The 16,558-nt window shown below is 70.9% G+C and carries 16 protein-coding genes; 10 read left to right on the top strand and 6 right to left on the bottom strand.

Annotated features, from left to right (window positions below):
• Window positions 1-6 precede the first annotated feature (6 nt).
• The 4 genes from KV097_RS12835 to KV097_RS12820 are packed head-to-tail and all read left to right on the top strand — an operon-like array spanning window position 7 to window position 5,421.
• Window positions 7-1,305, top strand: coding sequence for an extracellular solute-binding protein (locus KV097_RS12835; protein ID WP_220343835.1), 1,299 nt, complete (start codon window positions 7-9; stop codon window positions 1,303-1,305).
• Window positions 1,302-2,237 (top strand): carbohydrate ABC transporter permease, encoded by a 936-nt coding sequence (locus KV097_RS12830; protein WP_220366093.1) that lies wholly within the window; start codon window positions 1,302-1,304, stop codon window positions 2,235-2,237. Before KV097_RS12835 ends, KV097_RS12830 begins: the two co-directional genes overlap by 4 nt.
• Before the next feature lies 1 nt (window position 2,238).
• The gene (locus KV097_RS12825) at window positions 2,239-3,066 is read left to right on the top strand and encodes a carbohydrate ABC transporter permease (protein WP_220343837.1); all 828 of its coding nucleotides are present in this window, start codon (window positions 2,239-2,241) and stop codon (window positions 3,064-3,066) included.
• A 54-nt stretch (window positions 3,067-3,120) separates the two neighbouring features.
• The gene (locus KV097_RS12820) at window positions 3,121-5,421 is read left to right on the top strand and encodes a glycoside hydrolase family 3 N-terminal domain-containing protein (protein ID WP_220366092.1); all 2,301 of its coding nucleotides are present in this window, start codon (window positions 3,121-3,123) and stop codon (window positions 5,419-5,421) included.
• A 61-nt stretch (window positions 5,422-5,482) separates the two neighbouring features.
• Here the strand turns inward: KV097_RS12820 and KV097_RS19345 are convergent, their stop codons facing one another.
• On the bottom strand, window positions 5,483-6,442 hold the full coding sequence (locus KV097_RS19345) for a GNAT family N-acetyltransferase (RefSeq protein ID WP_255559597.1): 960 nt from the start codon (window positions 6,440-6,442) through the stop codon (window positions 5,483-5,485).
• Between the two features lie 117 nt (window positions 6,443-6,559).
• On the opposite strand from KV097_RS19345, the gene KV097_RS12805 reads away from it, so the two are divergent.
• The 3 genes from KV097_RS12805 to KV097_RS12795 are packed head-to-tail and all read left to right on the top strand — an operon-like array spanning window position 6,560 to window position 9,163.
• A complete protein-coding gene (locus KV097_RS12805; protein ID WP_220343839.1) occupies window positions 6,560-7,030 on the top strand; it encodes an SRPBCC family protein in 471 nt (156 codons plus the stop codon).
• Window positions 7,031-7,040: 10 nt separating this feature from the next.
• Entirely contained in the window at window positions 7,041-8,687 is a 1,647-nt protein-coding gene (locus tag KV097_RS12800) for an FAD-dependent oxidoreductase (RefSeq protein WP_220366091.1), read from the top strand.
• Window positions 8,684-9,163 carry a hypothetical protein gene (locus KV097_RS12795; protein ID WP_220366090.1) on the top strand — a complete coding sequence of 160 codons (480 nt, stop codon included), beginning with the start codon at window positions 8,684-8,686 and terminating at the stop codon, window positions 9,161-9,163. The genes KV097_RS12800 and KV097_RS12795 overlap by 4 nt, the downstream gene beginning before the upstream one ends.
• Window positions 9,164-9,183: 20 nt before the next feature.
• On the opposite strand, the gene KV097_RS12790 is transcribed toward KV097_RS12795, so the two are convergent.
• Window positions 9,184-9,858 carry a M23 family metallopeptidase gene (locus tag KV097_RS12790; protein WP_220366089.1) on the bottom strand — a complete coding sequence of 225 codons (675 nt, stop codon included), beginning with the start codon at window positions 9,856-9,858 and terminating at the stop codon, window positions 9,184-9,186.
• Window positions 9,859-9,868: 10 nt separating this feature from the next.
• Complete coding sequence (locus KV097_RS12785; RefSeq protein ID WP_220366088.1) at window positions 9,869-10,498, bottom strand: hypothetical protein; 630 nt, start codon at window positions 10,496-10,498, stop codon at window positions 9,869-9,871.
• 126 nt (window positions 10,499-10,624) lie between these two features.
• Between KV097_RS12785 and KV097_RS12780 the strand changes: the two genes are divergently transcribed.
• Window positions 10,625-11,467 (top strand): ABC transporter ATP-binding protein, encoded by an 843-nt coding sequence (locus tag KV097_RS12780; RefSeq protein WP_374106991.1) that lies wholly within the window; start codon window positions 10,625-10,627, stop codon window positions 11,465-11,467.
• Window positions 11,449-13,014: a hypothetical protein gene (locus tag KV097_RS12775; RefSeq protein ID WP_220366087.1), complete on the top strand. Its 1,566-nt coding sequence runs from the start codon at window positions 11,449-11,451 to the stop codon at window positions 13,012-13,014. The genes KV097_RS12780 and KV097_RS12775 overlap by 19 nt, the downstream gene beginning before the upstream one ends.
• 83 nt (window positions 13,015-13,097) lie before the next feature.
• On the opposite strand, the gene KV097_RS19340 is transcribed toward KV097_RS12775, so the two are convergent.
• Both KV097_RS19340 and KV097_RS12765 read right to left on the bottom strand, forming a co-directional pair.
• Complete coding sequence (locus tag KV097_RS19340; RefSeq protein WP_255559594.1) at window positions 13,098-13,532, bottom strand: antibiotic biosynthesis monooxygenase; 435 nt, start codon at window positions 13,530-13,532, stop codon at window positions 13,098-13,100.
• Window positions 13,533-13,581: 49 nt separating this feature from the next.
• Complete coding sequence (locus tag KV097_RS12765) at window positions 13,582-14,061, bottom strand: hypothetical protein (RefSeq protein WP_220366086.1); 480 nt, start codon at window positions 14,059-14,061, stop codon at window positions 13,582-13,584.
• A gap of 56 nt (window positions 14,062-14,117) precedes the next feature.
• Between KV097_RS12765 and KV097_RS12760 the strand changes: the two genes are divergently transcribed.
• Window positions 14,118-15,245: an amidohydrolase family protein gene (locus KV097_RS12760; protein WP_308289422.1), complete on the top strand. Its 1,128-nt coding sequence runs from the start codon at window positions 14,118-14,120 to the stop codon at window positions 15,243-15,245.
• A 7-nt stretch (window positions 15,246-15,252) separates the two neighbouring features.
• On the opposite strand, the gene KV097_RS19795 is transcribed toward KV097_RS12760, so the two are convergent.
• Entirely contained in the window at window positions 15,253-16,518 is a 1,266-nt protein-coding gene (locus KV097_RS19795) for a YibE/F family protein (protein WP_220343846.1), read from the bottom strand.
• Window positions 16,519-16,558: the final 40 nt, after the last annotated feature.

Here is a 16,558-nt window from a genome sequence, read left to right as displayed (position 1 = left end):
CACACCATGAGAGGCAACAAGAGGCTGGTCGCGATCGGCGCCGCGGCGAGCGCGGCCGCTCTCGTCCTGAGCGCATGCGGCGGAACCGATCCCGGGAGCGGCGGCGAGGACGCGAGCGCCTGGGTGCTCACCGGCGGCTCGGAGGCGACGTTCCGCAGCTCGTTCGAGACCTGGAACAGCGACAACGCCGACCAGGAGATCGCGACCGACTGGTTCGCGAACGACGCCTACAAGGAAAAGATCCGGACCGCCGTCGGGTCCGGCAGCGCACCGACCTTGATCTTCAACTGGGCCGGCGGCGCGCTCACGGACTACGTCGGCAACGACGACGTCGTCGACCTGACCTCTCGGACGAAGGAGCTTCAGGAGCGACTCGTCCCCTCCGTGCTCGAGAGCGGCAAGATCGACGGGAAGCTCTACGCGGTCCCCAACAACAACGCCCAACCCGTCATCCTCTTCACGAACAACAAGGTCCTCGAGGGGGCAGGCGTCGACGGTCCGCCCACCACGTTCGACGAGCTCCTGGACGACGTCGCCAAGCTCAAGAGAGCCGGAGTCGACACCCCGATTGCACTTGCGGGGCAGAGCCAGTGGCCCGAGCTGATGTGGATCCAGTACCTCGCCGACCGCGTCGGCGGGCCCGAGACGTTCAACGCCGTCATCGACGGCAAGCCCGACGCCTGGTCGAGCCCCGAGATGCTCAAGGCGCTCGGCATGATCACCCAGCTCGTCGACGCTGGTGCCTTCGGTGACAAGTTCGGCTCCGTCGTCGCCGACGCCAACGCTGATGCCGCCCTCCTGCACACCGGCAAGAGCGGCATGCTGCTGCAAGGTGCCTGGACGTACTCCAACTTCCTCACCGACGCCCCGGACTTCGCCGACAGCGGCGACCTGGGCTTCGCCAACTTCCCGTCGGTCGAGGGTGGCAAGGGTGACCCCGCCAACATCGTCGGCAACCCGGCCAACTTCTGGTCCGTCTCGGCGAAGGCGTCCAAGGAGCAGCAGGACACCGCCGTGGACTACCTCAACGATGCGATGTGGGACGAGAAGTACGTGGACGAGCTGATCAAGAACGGTGGCGTCCCGGTCACCGTCGGTGCCGAGGACAAGATCGCCGGCTCCGACCAGGCGCCGTTTCTCACCTTCGCGTACGACATGGTCAAGAACGCGCCCAACTTCCAGCTGTCGTGGGACCAGGCGCTACCGGCGAGCCAGGCGCAGGCGCTGCTGACGAACCTCAGCCAGCTCTTCCTCGGCCAGAAGACGCCCGAGCAGTTCGCGAAGGCGATGAACGACGCGTCATGACCGTTGCCGACCGGGTCCGAGAGCCCCGCCAGTCCACCAGCCCGCCCGCCCGTCCTCGCCCCCGTCGCCTCGGTCCGTCCCTGTGGATGAGCGCGCCGGCCATGGGCTTCTTCGCGTTCTTCGCCGTCGTGCCGCTGGCAGGTGTCGTCATCCTGTCGTTCACGACGTGGGACGGTCTGGGGACGCCTGAGTGGGCGGGCACCGCGAACTGGACGTCGGTGCTCTCGGACCCGGTCACGCAGCACGCCATCACGCTGTCGGTCATCCTCACGGTCGCCTCGTGGCTGGTCCAGTGCCCCACGAGTCTCCTCCTCGGCGTCTTCATGGCAGGGCGACAGCGCTACCGCGCCGTGTACTCGGTGCTGTTGTTTCTCCCCCTGCTGTTCTCCGCAGCCGCGGTCGGCATCGCGTACAAGTCGCTCCTCGACCCGAACTTCGGGCTCGGCACCGCGCTCGGGATCGACTCGCTCAACCAGGACTGGCTCGGCGACCCGTCACTGAGCATGCCCATGCTGGTGTTCGTCATCGCCTGGTGCTTCATCCCGTTCCACTCGTTGCTCTACCAGGCCGCGGCACGCCAGATCCCCCGGTCGATGTACGAGGCGGCGACGATCGACGGGGCAGGGCGGATGACCACCTTCTTCCACATCACGCTCCCGCAGCTGAAGAACACCATCGTGACCTCGTCGACGCTGATGATCGTCGGCTCGCTGACGTACTTCGACCTCATCTTCGTGATGACGAACGGCGGACCCGGCAACGCCACCCGCGTGATGCCCCTCGACATGTATCTCCGCGGGTTCCGCTCGTACGACATGGGGGGAGCGGCGGTCGTGGGCGTGCTCCTGGTCGTCGTGGGTCTTGCCGTGTCGTACCTGCTGAACCGGCTCGGCGGCAGCTCACGCATGGACAGCCAGATGGAAGGCCTCTGACATGCGCACCCGTACCCAACGGCCCAACCTCGTCGGAGGGCTCGTCGGCACGTTCTGGCTGGCGGTCACGCTGGTGCCGATCTACTACATCGTCGTCACCAGCCTCCGCCCTCGCGCGGACTACTTCACGTCCAACCCGCTCTCGATCCCCACCGAGCCGACGCTGACGGCCTACCGTGAGGTCCTGGCCGCCGACTTCACCAAGTACCTGGTCAACTCGGTCCTCGTGACGGTCGCGACGGTGGCCGTGACCGTCACGCTCTCGCTGATGGCCGCGTACGTGATCGTCCACAACCGGTCGGCTCTGTCGCGACGGGCCTTCGAGGTTCTCCTCCTCGGGATCGCCATCCCGATCCAGGCGACGATCGTGCCCGTCTACTACCTGATCGTCCGCCTCGGTCTCTATGACACGTTGTGGGCGCTCATCCTTCCCTCGATCGCCTTCGCGATCCCGATCTCCGTCCTGATCCTCGTCAACTTCGTCCGTGACATCCCTCGAGAGCTGTTCGAGTCGATGCGGCTCGACGGCGTGTCGGAGTGGAGCCTGCTCTGGCGGCTCGTCACGCCCATGACAGTGCCCGCGATCATCACCGTCGCCATCTACGACGCGCTCAACGTGTGGAACGCGTTCCTCTTCCCGCTGATCCTCACCCAGAGCGCGGACAAGAGAGTCCTGCCGCTCTCCCTCTGGACGTTCCAGGGATCGTTCACGGTCAACGTGCCCGCGATCCTCGCCGCCGTCGTCCTGTCCGTGATCCCGCTCCTCGTCGTCTATGCCATCGGGCGTCGGTTCCTGGTCTCGGGACTGACCGCGGGCTTCTCCAAGTAGCGCGACCACGCCATCTCCCGGAATCGCCCCGGTCCCGACCGCAGAAGGAACTCGATGAACCTCTGGAACGATCCCGCCGCGTCCGTCGACGAGCGCGCCGATGCGCTGCTCGCCGCCATGAGCCTCGACGAGAAGGTCGGCCAGCTCGCCAGCTTCTGGCCCCAGCCCGCCGCCTCCTCGCAGGTCGCCGGTGACGTGGCCCCGATGGAGAGCGCGATGAGCGACGGGCTGTCGTGGGACGAGTCCATCCGCCACGGCCTGGGCCACCTCACGCGGAACTTCGGCACCGAGCCGGTCTCCGTCGACGACGGCGTCAAGCGGCTGCGCGACTACCAGCGCCAGGTCGTCGACCAGTCCCGGTTCGGGATCCCGGCGATCGCCCACGAGGAGTGCCTGACCGGCTTCACGACGTACGGCGCGACGGTCTACCCCGCCGCCATCGCGTGGGGGGCGACGTTCGACCCCGACCTGGTCGAGGAGATGGCGGCCGCCATCGGCAGCGACATGAAGGCGGTCGGGGTCGACCAGGGGCTGTCGCCGGTGCTCGATGTGGTCCGTGACTACCGGTGGGGCCGCGTCGAGGAGACGCTCGGTGAGGATCCGTACGTGGTCGGCACCCTCGGGGCCGCGTACGTCCGTGGGCTCGAGGGCGCGGGGATCGTCGCGACGCTGAAGCACTTCGCCGGATACTCAGCGTCCAAGGCGGCGCGCAACCATGCGCCGGTGTCGATCGGTCCGCGCGAGCTCGAGGACATGATCCTGCCGCCGTTCGAGATGGCGATCCGCGAGGGCGGCGCGCGCTCGGTGATGAACTCGTACTCCGACGTCGACGGGCTCCCGGCGCTCGCGAGCAACAGGCTCCTGACGCACGTCCTGCGCGACCGCTGGGGCTTCCGCGGCACGGTCGTCGCCGACTACTTCGCCGTCGCCTTCCTCGAGACCACCCACCGCGTCGCCGCCGGCCCGCGCGCCGCCGGGATCCTCGCCCTGGAGGCCGGGCTCGACGTGGAGCTCCCCAGCACGACCGGGTACGCCGACCTCGCGTCTGCGGTCGCCGACGGGGTTCTGGACGAGGCGTACGTGGACCGGGCGGCCCGGCGGGTGCTGCGGCAGAAGATCGAGCTCGGGATGCTGGATCCCGCGTACGACCCGACGTCGGTCGGGGAGTCGACCGACCTGGACAGCCCGCGCAACAGAGACGTCTCCCGTCGTCTCGCCGAGCAGAGCATCGTGCTCCTGAGCAACGACGGCGTCCTCCCTCTCCAGGTCCCGTCGCGCATCGCGCTGGTCGGTCCGTGCGCGGACGACCCGAACACGTTCATGGGCTGCTACTCGTTCCCCAACCACGTGCTGTCGCGGTACGGCGGCGACGACCTCGGCGTCGACGTACCGACGCTCCTCGATGCTCTGCGCGGCGAGGTCGAGGCCGAGGTCGTCCACCACCTCGGCGTGCCCGTCACCGAGGCCGATCGCGGAGGCCTCGACGCGGCGGTGGGCGCGGCCGCCGAGAGCGACGTGGCCGTCGTTGTCGTGGGGGACCTGGCGGGACTGTTCGGGCTGGGCACCTCGGGCGAGGGCTGCGACGCCGTCGACCTCCGGCTCCCCGGCATCCAGGAGGAGCTCGTCGAGCGCGTGGTGGCCACGGGGACACCGACCGTCCTGGTCGTCGTGTCGGGTCGTCCGTACGCGCTCGGGGCGTTCGCCGACCGCTGTGCCGCCATCGTCCAGGCGTTCATGCTGGGCGAGGAAGGCGGCGCGGCCCTTGCCGGCGTCCTGACGGGACGCCTCAACCCGGAGGGCAAGCTGCCGGTGGGCATCCCCGCGCACCACGGTGGTCAGCCCGGCACCTATCTCGGACCGCCGCTCGCCTGGTACTCCGAGGGCATCTCCAACCTCGACCCTCGGCCACTGTTCCCCTTCGGGCACGGCATCGGCTACACCTCGTTCGAGCTCACCGACCTCCACATCAGCGAGGAGAGCGTGGCGACCGACGGGATGGTCGAGGTGGCGGCGACCGTCACCAACGTCGGTGACCGCGCCGGGGCCGAGGTGGTGCAGCTCTATCTCGGTGACCCGCTGGCGCAGGTGACCCGGCCCCTCAAGCAGCTCGTCGGCTACGCCAAGGTACGGCTCGACGCCGGGTGCTCCGCGACCGTCACCTTCGACGTCCACATGGACCGCACGTCCTTCACCGGTCGCGACCTCGAGCGCGTCGTCGAGCCCGGCAGGATCGACGTCACGGTCGGCACCTCCAGCGAGGACCGCCGGCTGACCGGTCGCTTCGAGATCACCGGCGAGACCCGCGTCGTCGATGAGGGCAGGGTGCTCACGACACCGGTCCGGATCGACGGATAAGGGCGCGGGTGCTGACGGCGAGCGGCCGGCTCGAGGTCCACAGCGTTCGATGTCAGAAGCATCAGCGGTGCGAGCCGACGTTGACGACGCTGCCCGAGGAGTCGCGGTAGAAGAACCGGGTGACCCCCCAAGGCTCCTCGGTGAGGGGGTGGACGATCTCAGTGTGGGCTCCGAGGGCCGCTCGATAGGCAGCGTGGACGTCGTCGACGAAGACGGAGACCTGGGGGTTGACGGTGGCGGTGGCGTCGGTCGTCATCAGGCTCAGCTGATGCCCGGTGCCGTCCCCCAAGGTCACGATCCAGCCGTGGTCCATCAGGACGTCCATGCCGAGGACGGCCGTGTGCTGGCGAACCGCCGCCGCGAGGTCTGACACGGACAGGTCTGGCACCACACGGTCGATATGCGGCGCTCCTTTCCGGGAGGGGGTGCCACCAGCGCCGCGGAGTTCCGGATCGCCGCCCTGTGCGCCGGCGCCGGTGCTGGCCCGCCACTCCGGCGCGAGCACCGACCAGACCTCCGTGTCGTGTCGTGTCCCTCGCAGCAGAAAGCTCTCTCGCAGCACGCCCTCGCTCGTCATTCCGAGCCTGCGCGCCACCGCGATGCTGGCCGCATTGGCCGGGCTGACCTGCCACTCGACGCGATGGATGCCCCGTTCCTCGACGGCCCAGTCGATGATGAGGCGCACGGCCCTGGTCACCAGCCCTCTGCCCACCGCCGAGGGCTCCAGCCAGCAGCCGGCCTCGGCGGTGCCCTGCTCGACGTCCATCGTCCGGAAGAGGACCCCGCCGACCAGCGTGCCTGCCGTCCAGATGCCGAAGATCCGGCCGGTGTCGGTGGTCGCCTTGTCTGCGTACGCCTGGAGGAAGGCGCGGCTCGACGCCAGGTCGGTGACCGCGTCGGGCAGCGCGATGTACCGCCCGACGAACTCCCGTCCTCGGTCCATGTGGTTCAGGAGCTCCCCGGCCCGCGACGGTTCAAGCGGACCGAGCACAGCATCGTCGCCCAGGGAAGTCGCGTGCATCGTCACCTCCACGTCAAGAACAGCGTCCAACGAGCCGGCATCGTCTCATGACAGCCGCTCTCCGGCCGCGATGAAGATGGCCGGCACCGGGTCCGCAGGAGGCGGTACGGTCAGGCCGTGCCGACGATCGTGCTGTCCTCCTTGGTGCCTGCCACGCCTGAGGCGTGCTTCGCGCTGAGCCTCTCGGTCGACGCGCACACGGCATCGATGAGCCAGTCGGGTGAGCGGGCCGTCGCAGGAGTCACGTCCGGGCTGATGCGTCTCGACGACACGGTCACCTGGCAGGCGACGCACTTCCGGATCCCGTTCCGGATGACATCGCGGATCACCGAGTACGAGGCTCCGCGCCGGTTCGTCGACGAGCAGGTCTCAGGGCCGTTCCACCGCTGGTGGCACGAGCACCGGTTCGACGCGGTGGCTGGTCGCACGCAGATGACCGACGTGGTCGAGTACGAGGCGCCCGTCGGGCCGATCGGTCGTCTCGCCGATCGCGTGGTGCTGACCTCCTACATGACGCGGTTGCTCGAGCGGCGCAGTCGATGGCTGGTCGAGGCGCTCGCGGCCCGTGGCGTGCCGGACACCCCGTAGCATGCGCCCGGTGGCAGACGACTGGGACATCGACGTCGTCGTGGTGGGCAGTGGGTTCGGCGGAGCCGTCAGTGCTCTGCGGCTGACCGAGGCCGGACATCGCGTCATCGTGCTGGAGAAGGGCCGCCGCCTCGACGACGGGGCGCTCAGCCGGGCGCGCCGCGATCCGCGGGCGTACCTCTGGCAACCGGGCGTAGGCATGCGTGGGTTCTTCTGGCAGCGCATCTTCCGTCACGTCGGCATCATCGGCGGCACCGGCGTCGGCGGCGGGTCGATCGTGTGGGCGGGCGTCCTGCTCGAGCCGGGGAAGGACTTCTACCGGGCGCCGTCGCTGCGCGCCCTCGGGGTGGACTGGCAGACCGAGCTCGCCCCGCACCTGCAACGCGCGGCGCGGATGCTGGGCCGGGTCGTGACGACGCACCGCGGCCCCATGGACGACCACCTCCGGGCGGCGGCGCGTGCGGTCGGCGCCGGGGCCTCGTACGGGCCGGTGCCGCTCGCGATCCACTTCGGCCGTGAGGGAGTCACGGAGCCCGACCCGTTCTTCGGCGGCGAAGGCCCTGCGCGCACCGGGTGCCGACTGTGCGGCGAATGCCTGCTCGGGTGCCCGTACGGCGCGAAGAACCAGCTCACGCGCAACTACCTGCACCTCGCCGAGAGGTACGGGGCCGAGATCCGCGCCGAGCACGAGGTCGAGTCCCTGACGCCGCTGCCGGGTGGAGGCTTCGAGGTCGGGACGCGGCATCCCTGGCGCAACCAGCCGGCACAGGTCGTCCGGGCTCGACGTGTCGTGCTCGCCGCAGGGGTGCTGGGCACGCTCGACCTGCTGTTCCGGTGCCGCGACGACCTCGGGACGCTCCCCAACCTCTCGAGCACCCTCGGTCGACACGTCCGGACCAACAGCGAGGCGCTCACCGCCGTGCTCGCGCCACCGGGCGAGGACCTGTCGCGCGGCACGACGATCAGCTCCGACTTCCACCCCGACGCGCACACCCACGTCACCCAGAACCGGTACGTCGGCGGCTGGCACATGCGCTTCCAGCTGGGTCCGATGGTGGAGGGCGAGCGGGCGGGTCGTCGGGCGCTGCGTGTGCTGGGTCGCATCGCACGCAGGCCGGGTGCTCAGGCGCGCCTGGTCACCGCCCGAGGCTTTCTCCGGCGCCTGACCGTCGTCACGACGATGCAGCACAGCGACAACGAGCTGGCCCTGGAGTGGCGGCGCTCGCCGGTCCGTCCCTGGCAGCGGGTGCTGAGGTCGCGGATCGCCGGCGGTGTCCGCCCGCCGAGCTTCCTGCCGGTCGCCAACACGGTGACCCGGGCGTTCGCCGACTCCTCCGGGGGCCGTCCGCTCAACCTGCTCGGCGAGTCGGTCGGCGGCCTGTCGATCACCGCGCACATCCTCGGCGGGGCGGTGATGGGTGTCGACCGCAGCACCGGCGTGGTCGACGACCGCCACGAGGTGCACGGCCACCCCGGCCTGTACGTCGCCGATGCGAGCGTGATCCCGGCGAACCTCGGAGTGAACCCCTCCTTGACCATCACCGCGCTCGCCGAGCGGTTCGCCAGTCTCTTCCCTGCGCCGCCCACCTCGGCACGAACCCGCACCCCGATCGACGCCGTCCCGGCTCGGTCGGCCCGCACTCAGGAGCCCGTATGAGCACGACTGTCCGAAGTCTGCGTCACGCCTGGTCCACGCTGCAGCCGCTCGCACCCGAGGAGGTGATCGGCGACCTCGAGGCTTCGTTCGTGGCGCCGTTGCGCACGGTGGCGCCGTGGGGGCTGGGGCTGCTGGGGCTGCCACGCTGGTACGGCAAGCGGTTCGAAGCCGACCACGCGACCGGGTCGGGCAGCCAGACGGTGCGCGGGGTCAACCTGGTGCGTGACTCCTCGGCCGGGTTGCGGGAGGTGCTCCCCATACAGCTGAGCGTCGGAACGTCCCTGGCCGACGGCGGACTCGCCCTCGTCGTCAGCTATGCCGCCGACGCGCCCCGCCCGTGGCGGTGGGTCCGCGACGAGCTCCGGGGAGCCGCGGACGGCACGATCGTCGGCATGACCTTCGTCGACCGGCCGCTGCTGCGCCGGGTCGGGACACCGTTCCTGCTCACCCGCGTCGCGGCCTCGTCCCGCCGGTAGCCGGGCCGCGTCAGGCGGCGTCAGCCCGCAACGGGGGCGACCACCGCAGCCTCGGCCGGCACGCCGAGGGTGCGGTCGACGTACGCCTCCCCGCCGCCGCGCGGCCACTCGCGGTAGTCGCGGAACGCCAACGGCACCGCTCGGGCGGTGGCGATGTCGGCGCTGTCGTTGGCCTGGACGTGCACGTGCGGCTCCGTCGAGTTGCCGGAGTTGCCACACTCGGCGACCTGCTGCCCGGCGGTGACCGCGTCACCCACCTCGACGAGCAACGAGCCGCGGCGTAGGTGGACCAGCGTCACGAACACGGCGCCGTACCGGAGGGTCACGTGGTTGCCGGCGATGGCGGCCGGCCCTTGCCTGATCCGGCCCGCCTGTCCCAGGGCGTACGGCACGAGGGCGAGCTGGGACCGCCGCGCCTCGTGGTCGACCTCGCCATCGTGTACGGCGACCACCGTGCCGTCGCACGGCGCAAGGATGGGACGGCCGTACGCGTAGAAGCGCTCGGGCGGCTCGGTCGCGAGGTAGGTGCGCCAGTCGCGCAGGGGAGCCGTGCGCCGTCGCTCGTCGACGCCGACGAAGTCGATCGCGTACGAGGTCCCCATCAGCGTCGTCCCGTGGCTGGGGACGCGCCGGGCGGGGCTGTTCTGGACGATCCACCGCCCGGTGAACGGGAGGTCGAGCACGACGGCGTCCATGCGGCCGAGGCTACATACCGCCCGTGCCGACTTCGCCCTCGTCGCAGCCGCGCGCGGACTCCGCGGTGCCCTTGAAGGTGATCGTGGGACCGACCGCGTTGACGCTGTGCTGGCGGCCCAGCACCGAGAGATTCACCGTCGGCGAGCCGCTGAAGCCCAGATGCATCCTGGGCGAGAGGCAGCCGGTCGGGTCGAACACCATCGACGTCCAGATGGTCATCGACCCTCCACGCGGAAGCTCTTCGCCGCCAGAGGCGGACGCCAGGACCACGCTGCCGTCCTCGCTATCCGTCGACACGTCCCAGTTCAACGGGGCGCGAGAGCCTACCTTCAGCACATTGACGCTCGGCCACTCGATCGACGTCACGGTGATCGGTGCAGACGAGTCGTTGCGTACGACGGCCGCGACACGACAGCGAAGCCGGGAGTCGACGAGGAGCGTCGGCGAGACCACCTCGTCCTCGCGCACCGGGTTCGCCGCATGCGACCGCGGGTCGTCGCAGACCGGTGGCATGCCCGCGGCCACGGTGACTCGGTCCGCTGAGCGCGCAGAGGCCGAGACCCATCCGGTCGCGCCGACGACCGTGAGGGCGACCAGCGAGGCGAGTGTGATGACGAGGGCTCTGCGGTGACGGGGCACCTGTGGATCATGGCGACCCCGGGAGATGCACGCAAGGGTAAGGGTGCGCAAAGTGCGGGACCGGTTGAATCAGGTGACACCAAACCCGCATACCGTGGTCCCATCGACAATCGAGGAGCTGATCCGTTGTCCACCCCGGACGTCCCCCGCGCCGCATCAGGACCTGTGCCCCCGACGTATGCCGTCTCTCCGTTGACCGAACAACCTCTCGACCACCGTGCTGCGATCTCGATCCGCAACCTGTCCAAGTCGTTCGGCGGCAAGCTGGCGGTCGGCGGTGTCAGTCTCGACATCCCGGCCGGCTCGTTCTACGGGATCGTCGGTCCCAACGGAGCCGGCAAGACCACCACGCTCTCGATGGCGACGGGTCTGCTGCGACCCGACCTCGGGCGCGTCTCGGTGCACGGGATCGACGTGTGGCGCGACCCCGCTGCTGCCAAGAAGCAGCTCGGCGTGCTGCCCGACGGTCTGCGCCTGTTCGACCGGCTCACCGGTGCGCAGCTCATCGCGTACGCCGGCGAGCTGCGCGGGCTGGACCGCGAGACCGTCCGCGCACGGACCTACGACCTCCTCGCGACGCTCGGCCTCGCCGACGACGCCGACACGTTGGTCGTCGACTACTCGGCCGGCATGACCAAGAAGGTCGCCCTCGCCTCCGCGCTGATCCACGCACCACGCGTGATCGTTCTCGACGAGCCGTTCGAGTCCGTCGACCCGGTGTCGGCGGCGGGCATCCGCGAGCTGCTCACCGGGTTCGTCGCCAGCGGCGGCACCGTGGTGGTCTCGTCACACGTCATGGATCTCGTCCAGCGCATGTGCAGCCACGTCGCGGTGGTCGCGCGTGGACTCCTGCTCGCCTCCGGCACCGTCGACGACGTTCGCGCGGGGGAGTCGCTGGAGGACCGGTTCGTGCAGCTCGTGGGCGGCGCTCAGGTGACGGAAGGACTGTCGTGGTTGCAGTCCTCCTGAGACTCAAGCTGACCCTGCTGCTCAACGGGTTCCGGCGCTCGGCCTGGCAGACGGTCGGCTTCGTCCTCTCCGCGCTGTACGGGCTGTCCATCGTGGGGATGGTCGCGGTGGGGTCGATCGGCCTCTCGTTCCTTCCCGACGACGAGAGGTGGGCATGGCTCGTCGTCGGAGGTTCGGTCGCGGTGCTGGGGTGGTGGCTCATCCCGTTGCTCGCCTTCGGCCTCGACGCGACGCTGGACCCGCGACGGTTCCAGCAGTACGCGATCGAGCGCCGCGACCTCCTGGTCGGTCTCGCGCTCGCCGGGATGGTCGGCGTCGCCGGGGCGGTGACCCTGCTCTCCGGGCTGTCGACGGCGCTGGCGTGGTGGGACTCCCCGCTGGCCCTCGTCGCCGCGGTGGTCGGCGCCGTCCTCGGCGTCGCACTCTGCGCGGTGGGCTCACGGACGATCACCGCCGTGATGGCCCCTCTGGTGGAACGGCGGCGCTTCCGCGAGATCGCGGTGGTGCTCGTCCTGGTCCCGGTGCTGATGCTGGGGCCGCTCGTCGGCCAGCTCTTCGGGAGGCTCTCGGGCGTGCGCGACTGGCTCCCCGACGTCGCGGGCGTGCTCGCCTGGACCCCGCTCGGCGCACCGTGGTCCCTCGCCGGCGACGTCGCCGAGGGCCGCTGGCTGTCGGCGCTCGGCCGCATCGTGGTCACGCTGGTCACGCTCGCGCTGATGCTCCTCGCGTGGGGTGCGGCGCTCGACCGGACGATGACACGGCCGCCCTCGCACGGTTCCGCGGCGCAGGCACAGGGCTACGGCTGGCTCGACCGCCTGCCTGACACGCGTACGGGTGCCGTGGCCGCCCGGTGCCTGACCTACTGGCAGCGCGACCCGCGCTATGCCGGCTCGATCGCCTTCGTCCCGTTCCTGCCGGTGCCGTTCATCGTCGTCGGCGGGCTGGAGGGCAACGACAGCCTCCTGTGGCTGGCTCCCGTCATCGCGTACGTGATGGGCTTCGCGATCTCTGCCGACCTGGCCTACGACAACACCGCGTTCTGGCTGCACGTCGTCTCAGGTGTCCGTGGCGCCGCCGACCGAGCGGGGAGGGTCGTGGCGGTGCTGACGCTCGGGCTGCCGATGGTCGTGCTCCTGGCCGTGGGCGGTGTGTGGGCCGCCGGGCGCTGGGACACCCTGGTGGCGGTGCTCGGCATGTCGGTCGGCGTGCTGCTGATCGCGGCCGGGGCGTCGTCGGTCCTGTCGGCGGCCTATCTCTATCCGGTCCAGAAGCCCGGCGACGGCTTGTTCTCGCAGCCGCAGGGAGCGACGACCGCGATCTTCGTCGGACAGACGATCGGTCTCGTCGTCGTGGCGCTCCTGTCGGCGCCCACGGTCGTCCTCTTCGTGGTCGCGCTCGCCACCGGGGCGGTGTGGGCCACCGCCCTCACCGTCGTGGTCGGGCTCGGCTCGGGGATCGGCGTGCTGCTGCTCGGGATCCGTACGGGGGGCCGGCTCGTGGACGAGCGCGGCCCCGAGCTGCTGCAGAAGATGGCGGCCTGGAGCTGACCGGCCTGGAGCCCTGCTCACAGGGCTGACGTCGACGAGGGCCCGGTGCCGGAGATCGCACACCGGCACCGGGACCGCCGTCGTCAGGAGGCGGAGGTGCCGCCTGCAACCTCGTACGACCACAGCTCGGCGGAGACGCCGACCGGGCGCTGGCCGTGACCGGCGTGCTCCCCGCCGTGTCCGTGGGCACCCGCGTGGCCGCCGTGGCCGCCGCCCTGGCCGGCGTGCTCGCCCGCGCTGTGACCGGCGTGCTCGCCGCCGTGTCCGTGGGCACCGACGGCGGAGTCGCCGTGGCCGTGCGCGAAGGCGGGCGAGCTCTTCCACGCCTCGAACGCCTCGTCGTCGCGCCAGCGCGTGATGACCAGCCACGTCGTGCGCTCGTCGGTCGGCTTCAGCAGCTCGAAGCCCTCGAAGCCGTCGACGTCGTCCACGGCACCCGCCCGGGCGGCGAAGCGGTGGGCGAGCTCGTCGCCGGAGTCTGCGGGGACGGTGATCGCGTTGATCTTGATGACACTCATGGGTTCGATGCTAGGTGCTCGTCGGCGGGACCCGCAGTGCGCGCCTCGGTCAGGGACGGGCGCGCATCAACCGGACGCCGGCGCGGAACAGCAGCACCGCGAGCACCGTGGCCGTTGCTGCCACGCCCAGCCACAGGCCGTCGCTCGCCGATCGCCCGATCGCGTCATCGAAGAGCGGAGTGAGGCTGAGTGCGGCGTACACGGTCACGATCGCCAGCAGCGGGACGAGCACGAGGGCGAGCGCCCCTGCCATCGCACGGCGGTACGACATCCTGGGCGACCGCCCGATCACCAGGCCTGCGACGAGCCCGGCGACGACCAGCTCGACCACGGGGACGGCGAGGAAGACGACGTGGTCGGCCGTCTGGAGCTCGTCCTTCATGAAGTAGGCGAGCATCCAGGCCAAGGGCAGCGCGAACAGGAGCACGACTCCGGAGGCGATCAACGGTCCGGCGACGCGCGTCGCGGGCGTCGCCGGGCCCGCTGAGGTGCGGGTGTCAGGGGTTCGGGGAGAGGGCGTGTTGGTCACACCGCGAGCCTCCCATGCGCTCCGGCGGCGCCCTGCCGGAGCCCTAGGGTGGGTGGGTGACCGACGCGACGCCCTTGCCCGAGCACATCGACGCCGACCGGGTCGTCCTGCCCGACGGCGTCCTCACCGACGGGTGGGTCGAGCATCGCGACGGCATCGTCACGGCGATCGGTCAGAACGAGGCTCCGGTCGCGGGGGCGTACCCGTGGATCTTCCCCGGCTTCGTCGACGGGCACTGCCACGGCGGGGGTGGGGCGTCCTTCGACGGCGGACTGGAGGCCGCGCGCACCGCCGCTCGAACCCACGCTGCGCACGGGACGACCACGATGCTCGCAAGCCTGGTGTCCGCCCGCGTCGACGTCCTGGCAGAGCAGGTCGGAGGACTCGCGCGCGCGATCCGTTCGGGGGAGCTGGGTCCCGTCCGCGGCATCCATCTCGAGGGCCCGTTCCTGTCGCCCGACCACCGGGGGGCGCACGACCCGGACGCGCTCACACCGCCGACCCACGATGCCGTCGCGAGGCTGCTCGCCGCCGGGGACGGGCTGGTACGGATGGTGACGCTCGCACCCGAGCTCCACGGCGGGCTCGACACGATCGAGCACCTCGCCGCCGAGGGGGTCGTCGCCGCCGTCGGCCACACCGCGGCCGACTACGCGCTGGCGAGGGAGGCGTTCGCGCGCGGAGCCACCGTCCTCACCCACGCCTCCAACGCGATGATGCCGGTCCACCACCGCGCACCCGGTCCGGTCGTGGCGGCCCTCGAGACCCCCGGCGTCCGCCTCGAGGTCATCCTCGACGGCATCCACCTCCACGACGCGTGGGCGCGCCGGCTGCTCCTCGACGCCGGCGAGCGTGGAGTCCTCGTCACGGACGCGATGGCGGCGGCGGCCGCGCAGGACGGACGCTACGAGCTCGGCGGTCTGGCCGTGGACGTCGCCGACGGCACCGCTCGCCTCGCCGACTCCGGTGCGATCGCCGGCAGCACGCTGACGATGGACTCCGCCGTACGACGTGCGCTGGGGGTGCTGGGCCTCGATCCCGTCGCGGTGGCGTGCGCGGCCTCAGCCGCCCCGGCCACCGCACTCGGCCTCGACGGCGGCGCCATCACCGTCGGCGGCCCGGCGCACCTGGTCGCGCTCGACTCGACGTACGAGGTCGTCGGCGTGCTGCCCGGCGTCGGGTGATCGTCCGCTACCGAGGTCGGACGGCGTGTGCGGCGGGGTCAGGCGGCGGGACGGTCTCCGCGTCGCCAGCGTGTGCCTCGTCGGAGGGTCCGGGGGCGAGCGCGGCGGCGATCGCGGTCGTGATCGGGACCGCGAGCACCAGGCCGATCAGCCCGACCAGGGTGCGCGCGATCTCCGCGCCCACCTGTTCGGTGCCCGCGATGTCGAGCAGCGACCGGTCGTACGCGGTCACCAGGAGCAGCACCGTCATGGCCGTCCCGGCGTAGGCGAACACCAGCGTGTAGACGCTCGACGCGATGTGGTCGCGGCCGATACGCATCGCCGACATGAACGTCTGGCGTCGGCTCGCTCCGGGCTGTGCCGACCGCAGCTCCCACACCGCGCTCGCCTGGGTCACGGTCACGTCGTTGAGCACGCCGAGACCGGCGATGACCATCGACGCGGTCACCACCCCGGACAGGCTGATCTGCTCCGCGACGGCCATCAGGATCTGGTCGTCCTCGGAGGAGATGCCGGTGAGATGCGTCCATCCGGTCGTGAGCGAGCCGAGGATCGCGGTGATGGCGAGCCCCGACAACGTGCCGAACAAGGCGGCGGTCGTCCGGATCGAGACTCCGTGCACGAGATACAGGACGACCAGCATGATCGCGCTCGACCCGACGACGGCCACGACCAGCGGGTTCTCGCCCGCGAGCAGGGCGGGCAGGACGAAGACGACGATGGCCCCGATGGTGCCGACCACTCCCGCGATCGCCAGCAGTCCACGCCAGCGGGCGACGGCGACGATGACGAGCGCGCACGCGAGTCCGAGCCACAGCAGCGGCATCCCGCGATCGAAGTCGAGGAACTCGTACGTGGGCTCGCTGGCGCCCTCAGGCTGGACCCGCACCAGGTCGACGGCGTCCCCGACGTCCACGCCGCTGCGGAAAACCGCCGGCTGGACCGTGACGCTCGCGGACTTGCCGTCGGACGTACGCAGCAGCAGCTCGCCGCAGTCGCCCTGGACAGCGGGGAGACCGTCGGGTCCGACCGCGCCGCCACCGCAGTCGACGGCGCGGACGTCGGTCACGGTGGCCGACACGATGCTGACGCCCTGCGTGCCGTAGGGGTTGGGCGCCTTCGCGACGTCGTCGGCGTCCGGCCACAGGATCCACACCGCGACCGCGAGTGCGACGCCGAGCAGCCCGACGACTACCGCGAGCACGGTCGCGAGGCCGCGCCGGCCCTGGTCGAGATCGTCGCTCGCTCCGAGATGGCTGTGCGTGTGACTCACGGGGCTAGCGTCCCACGCGAGGCCCGGTCTCTCGGAGAGT

The organism is Mumia sp. zg.B17 (assembly GCF_019550915.1).
Lineage (GTDB): Bacteria > Actinomycetota > Actinomycetes > Propionibacteriales > Nocardioidaceae > Mumia.
The sequence above is the reverse complement of the archived record's forward strand: the minus strand, read 5'-3'. Positions and strand labels throughout refer to the sequence as shown.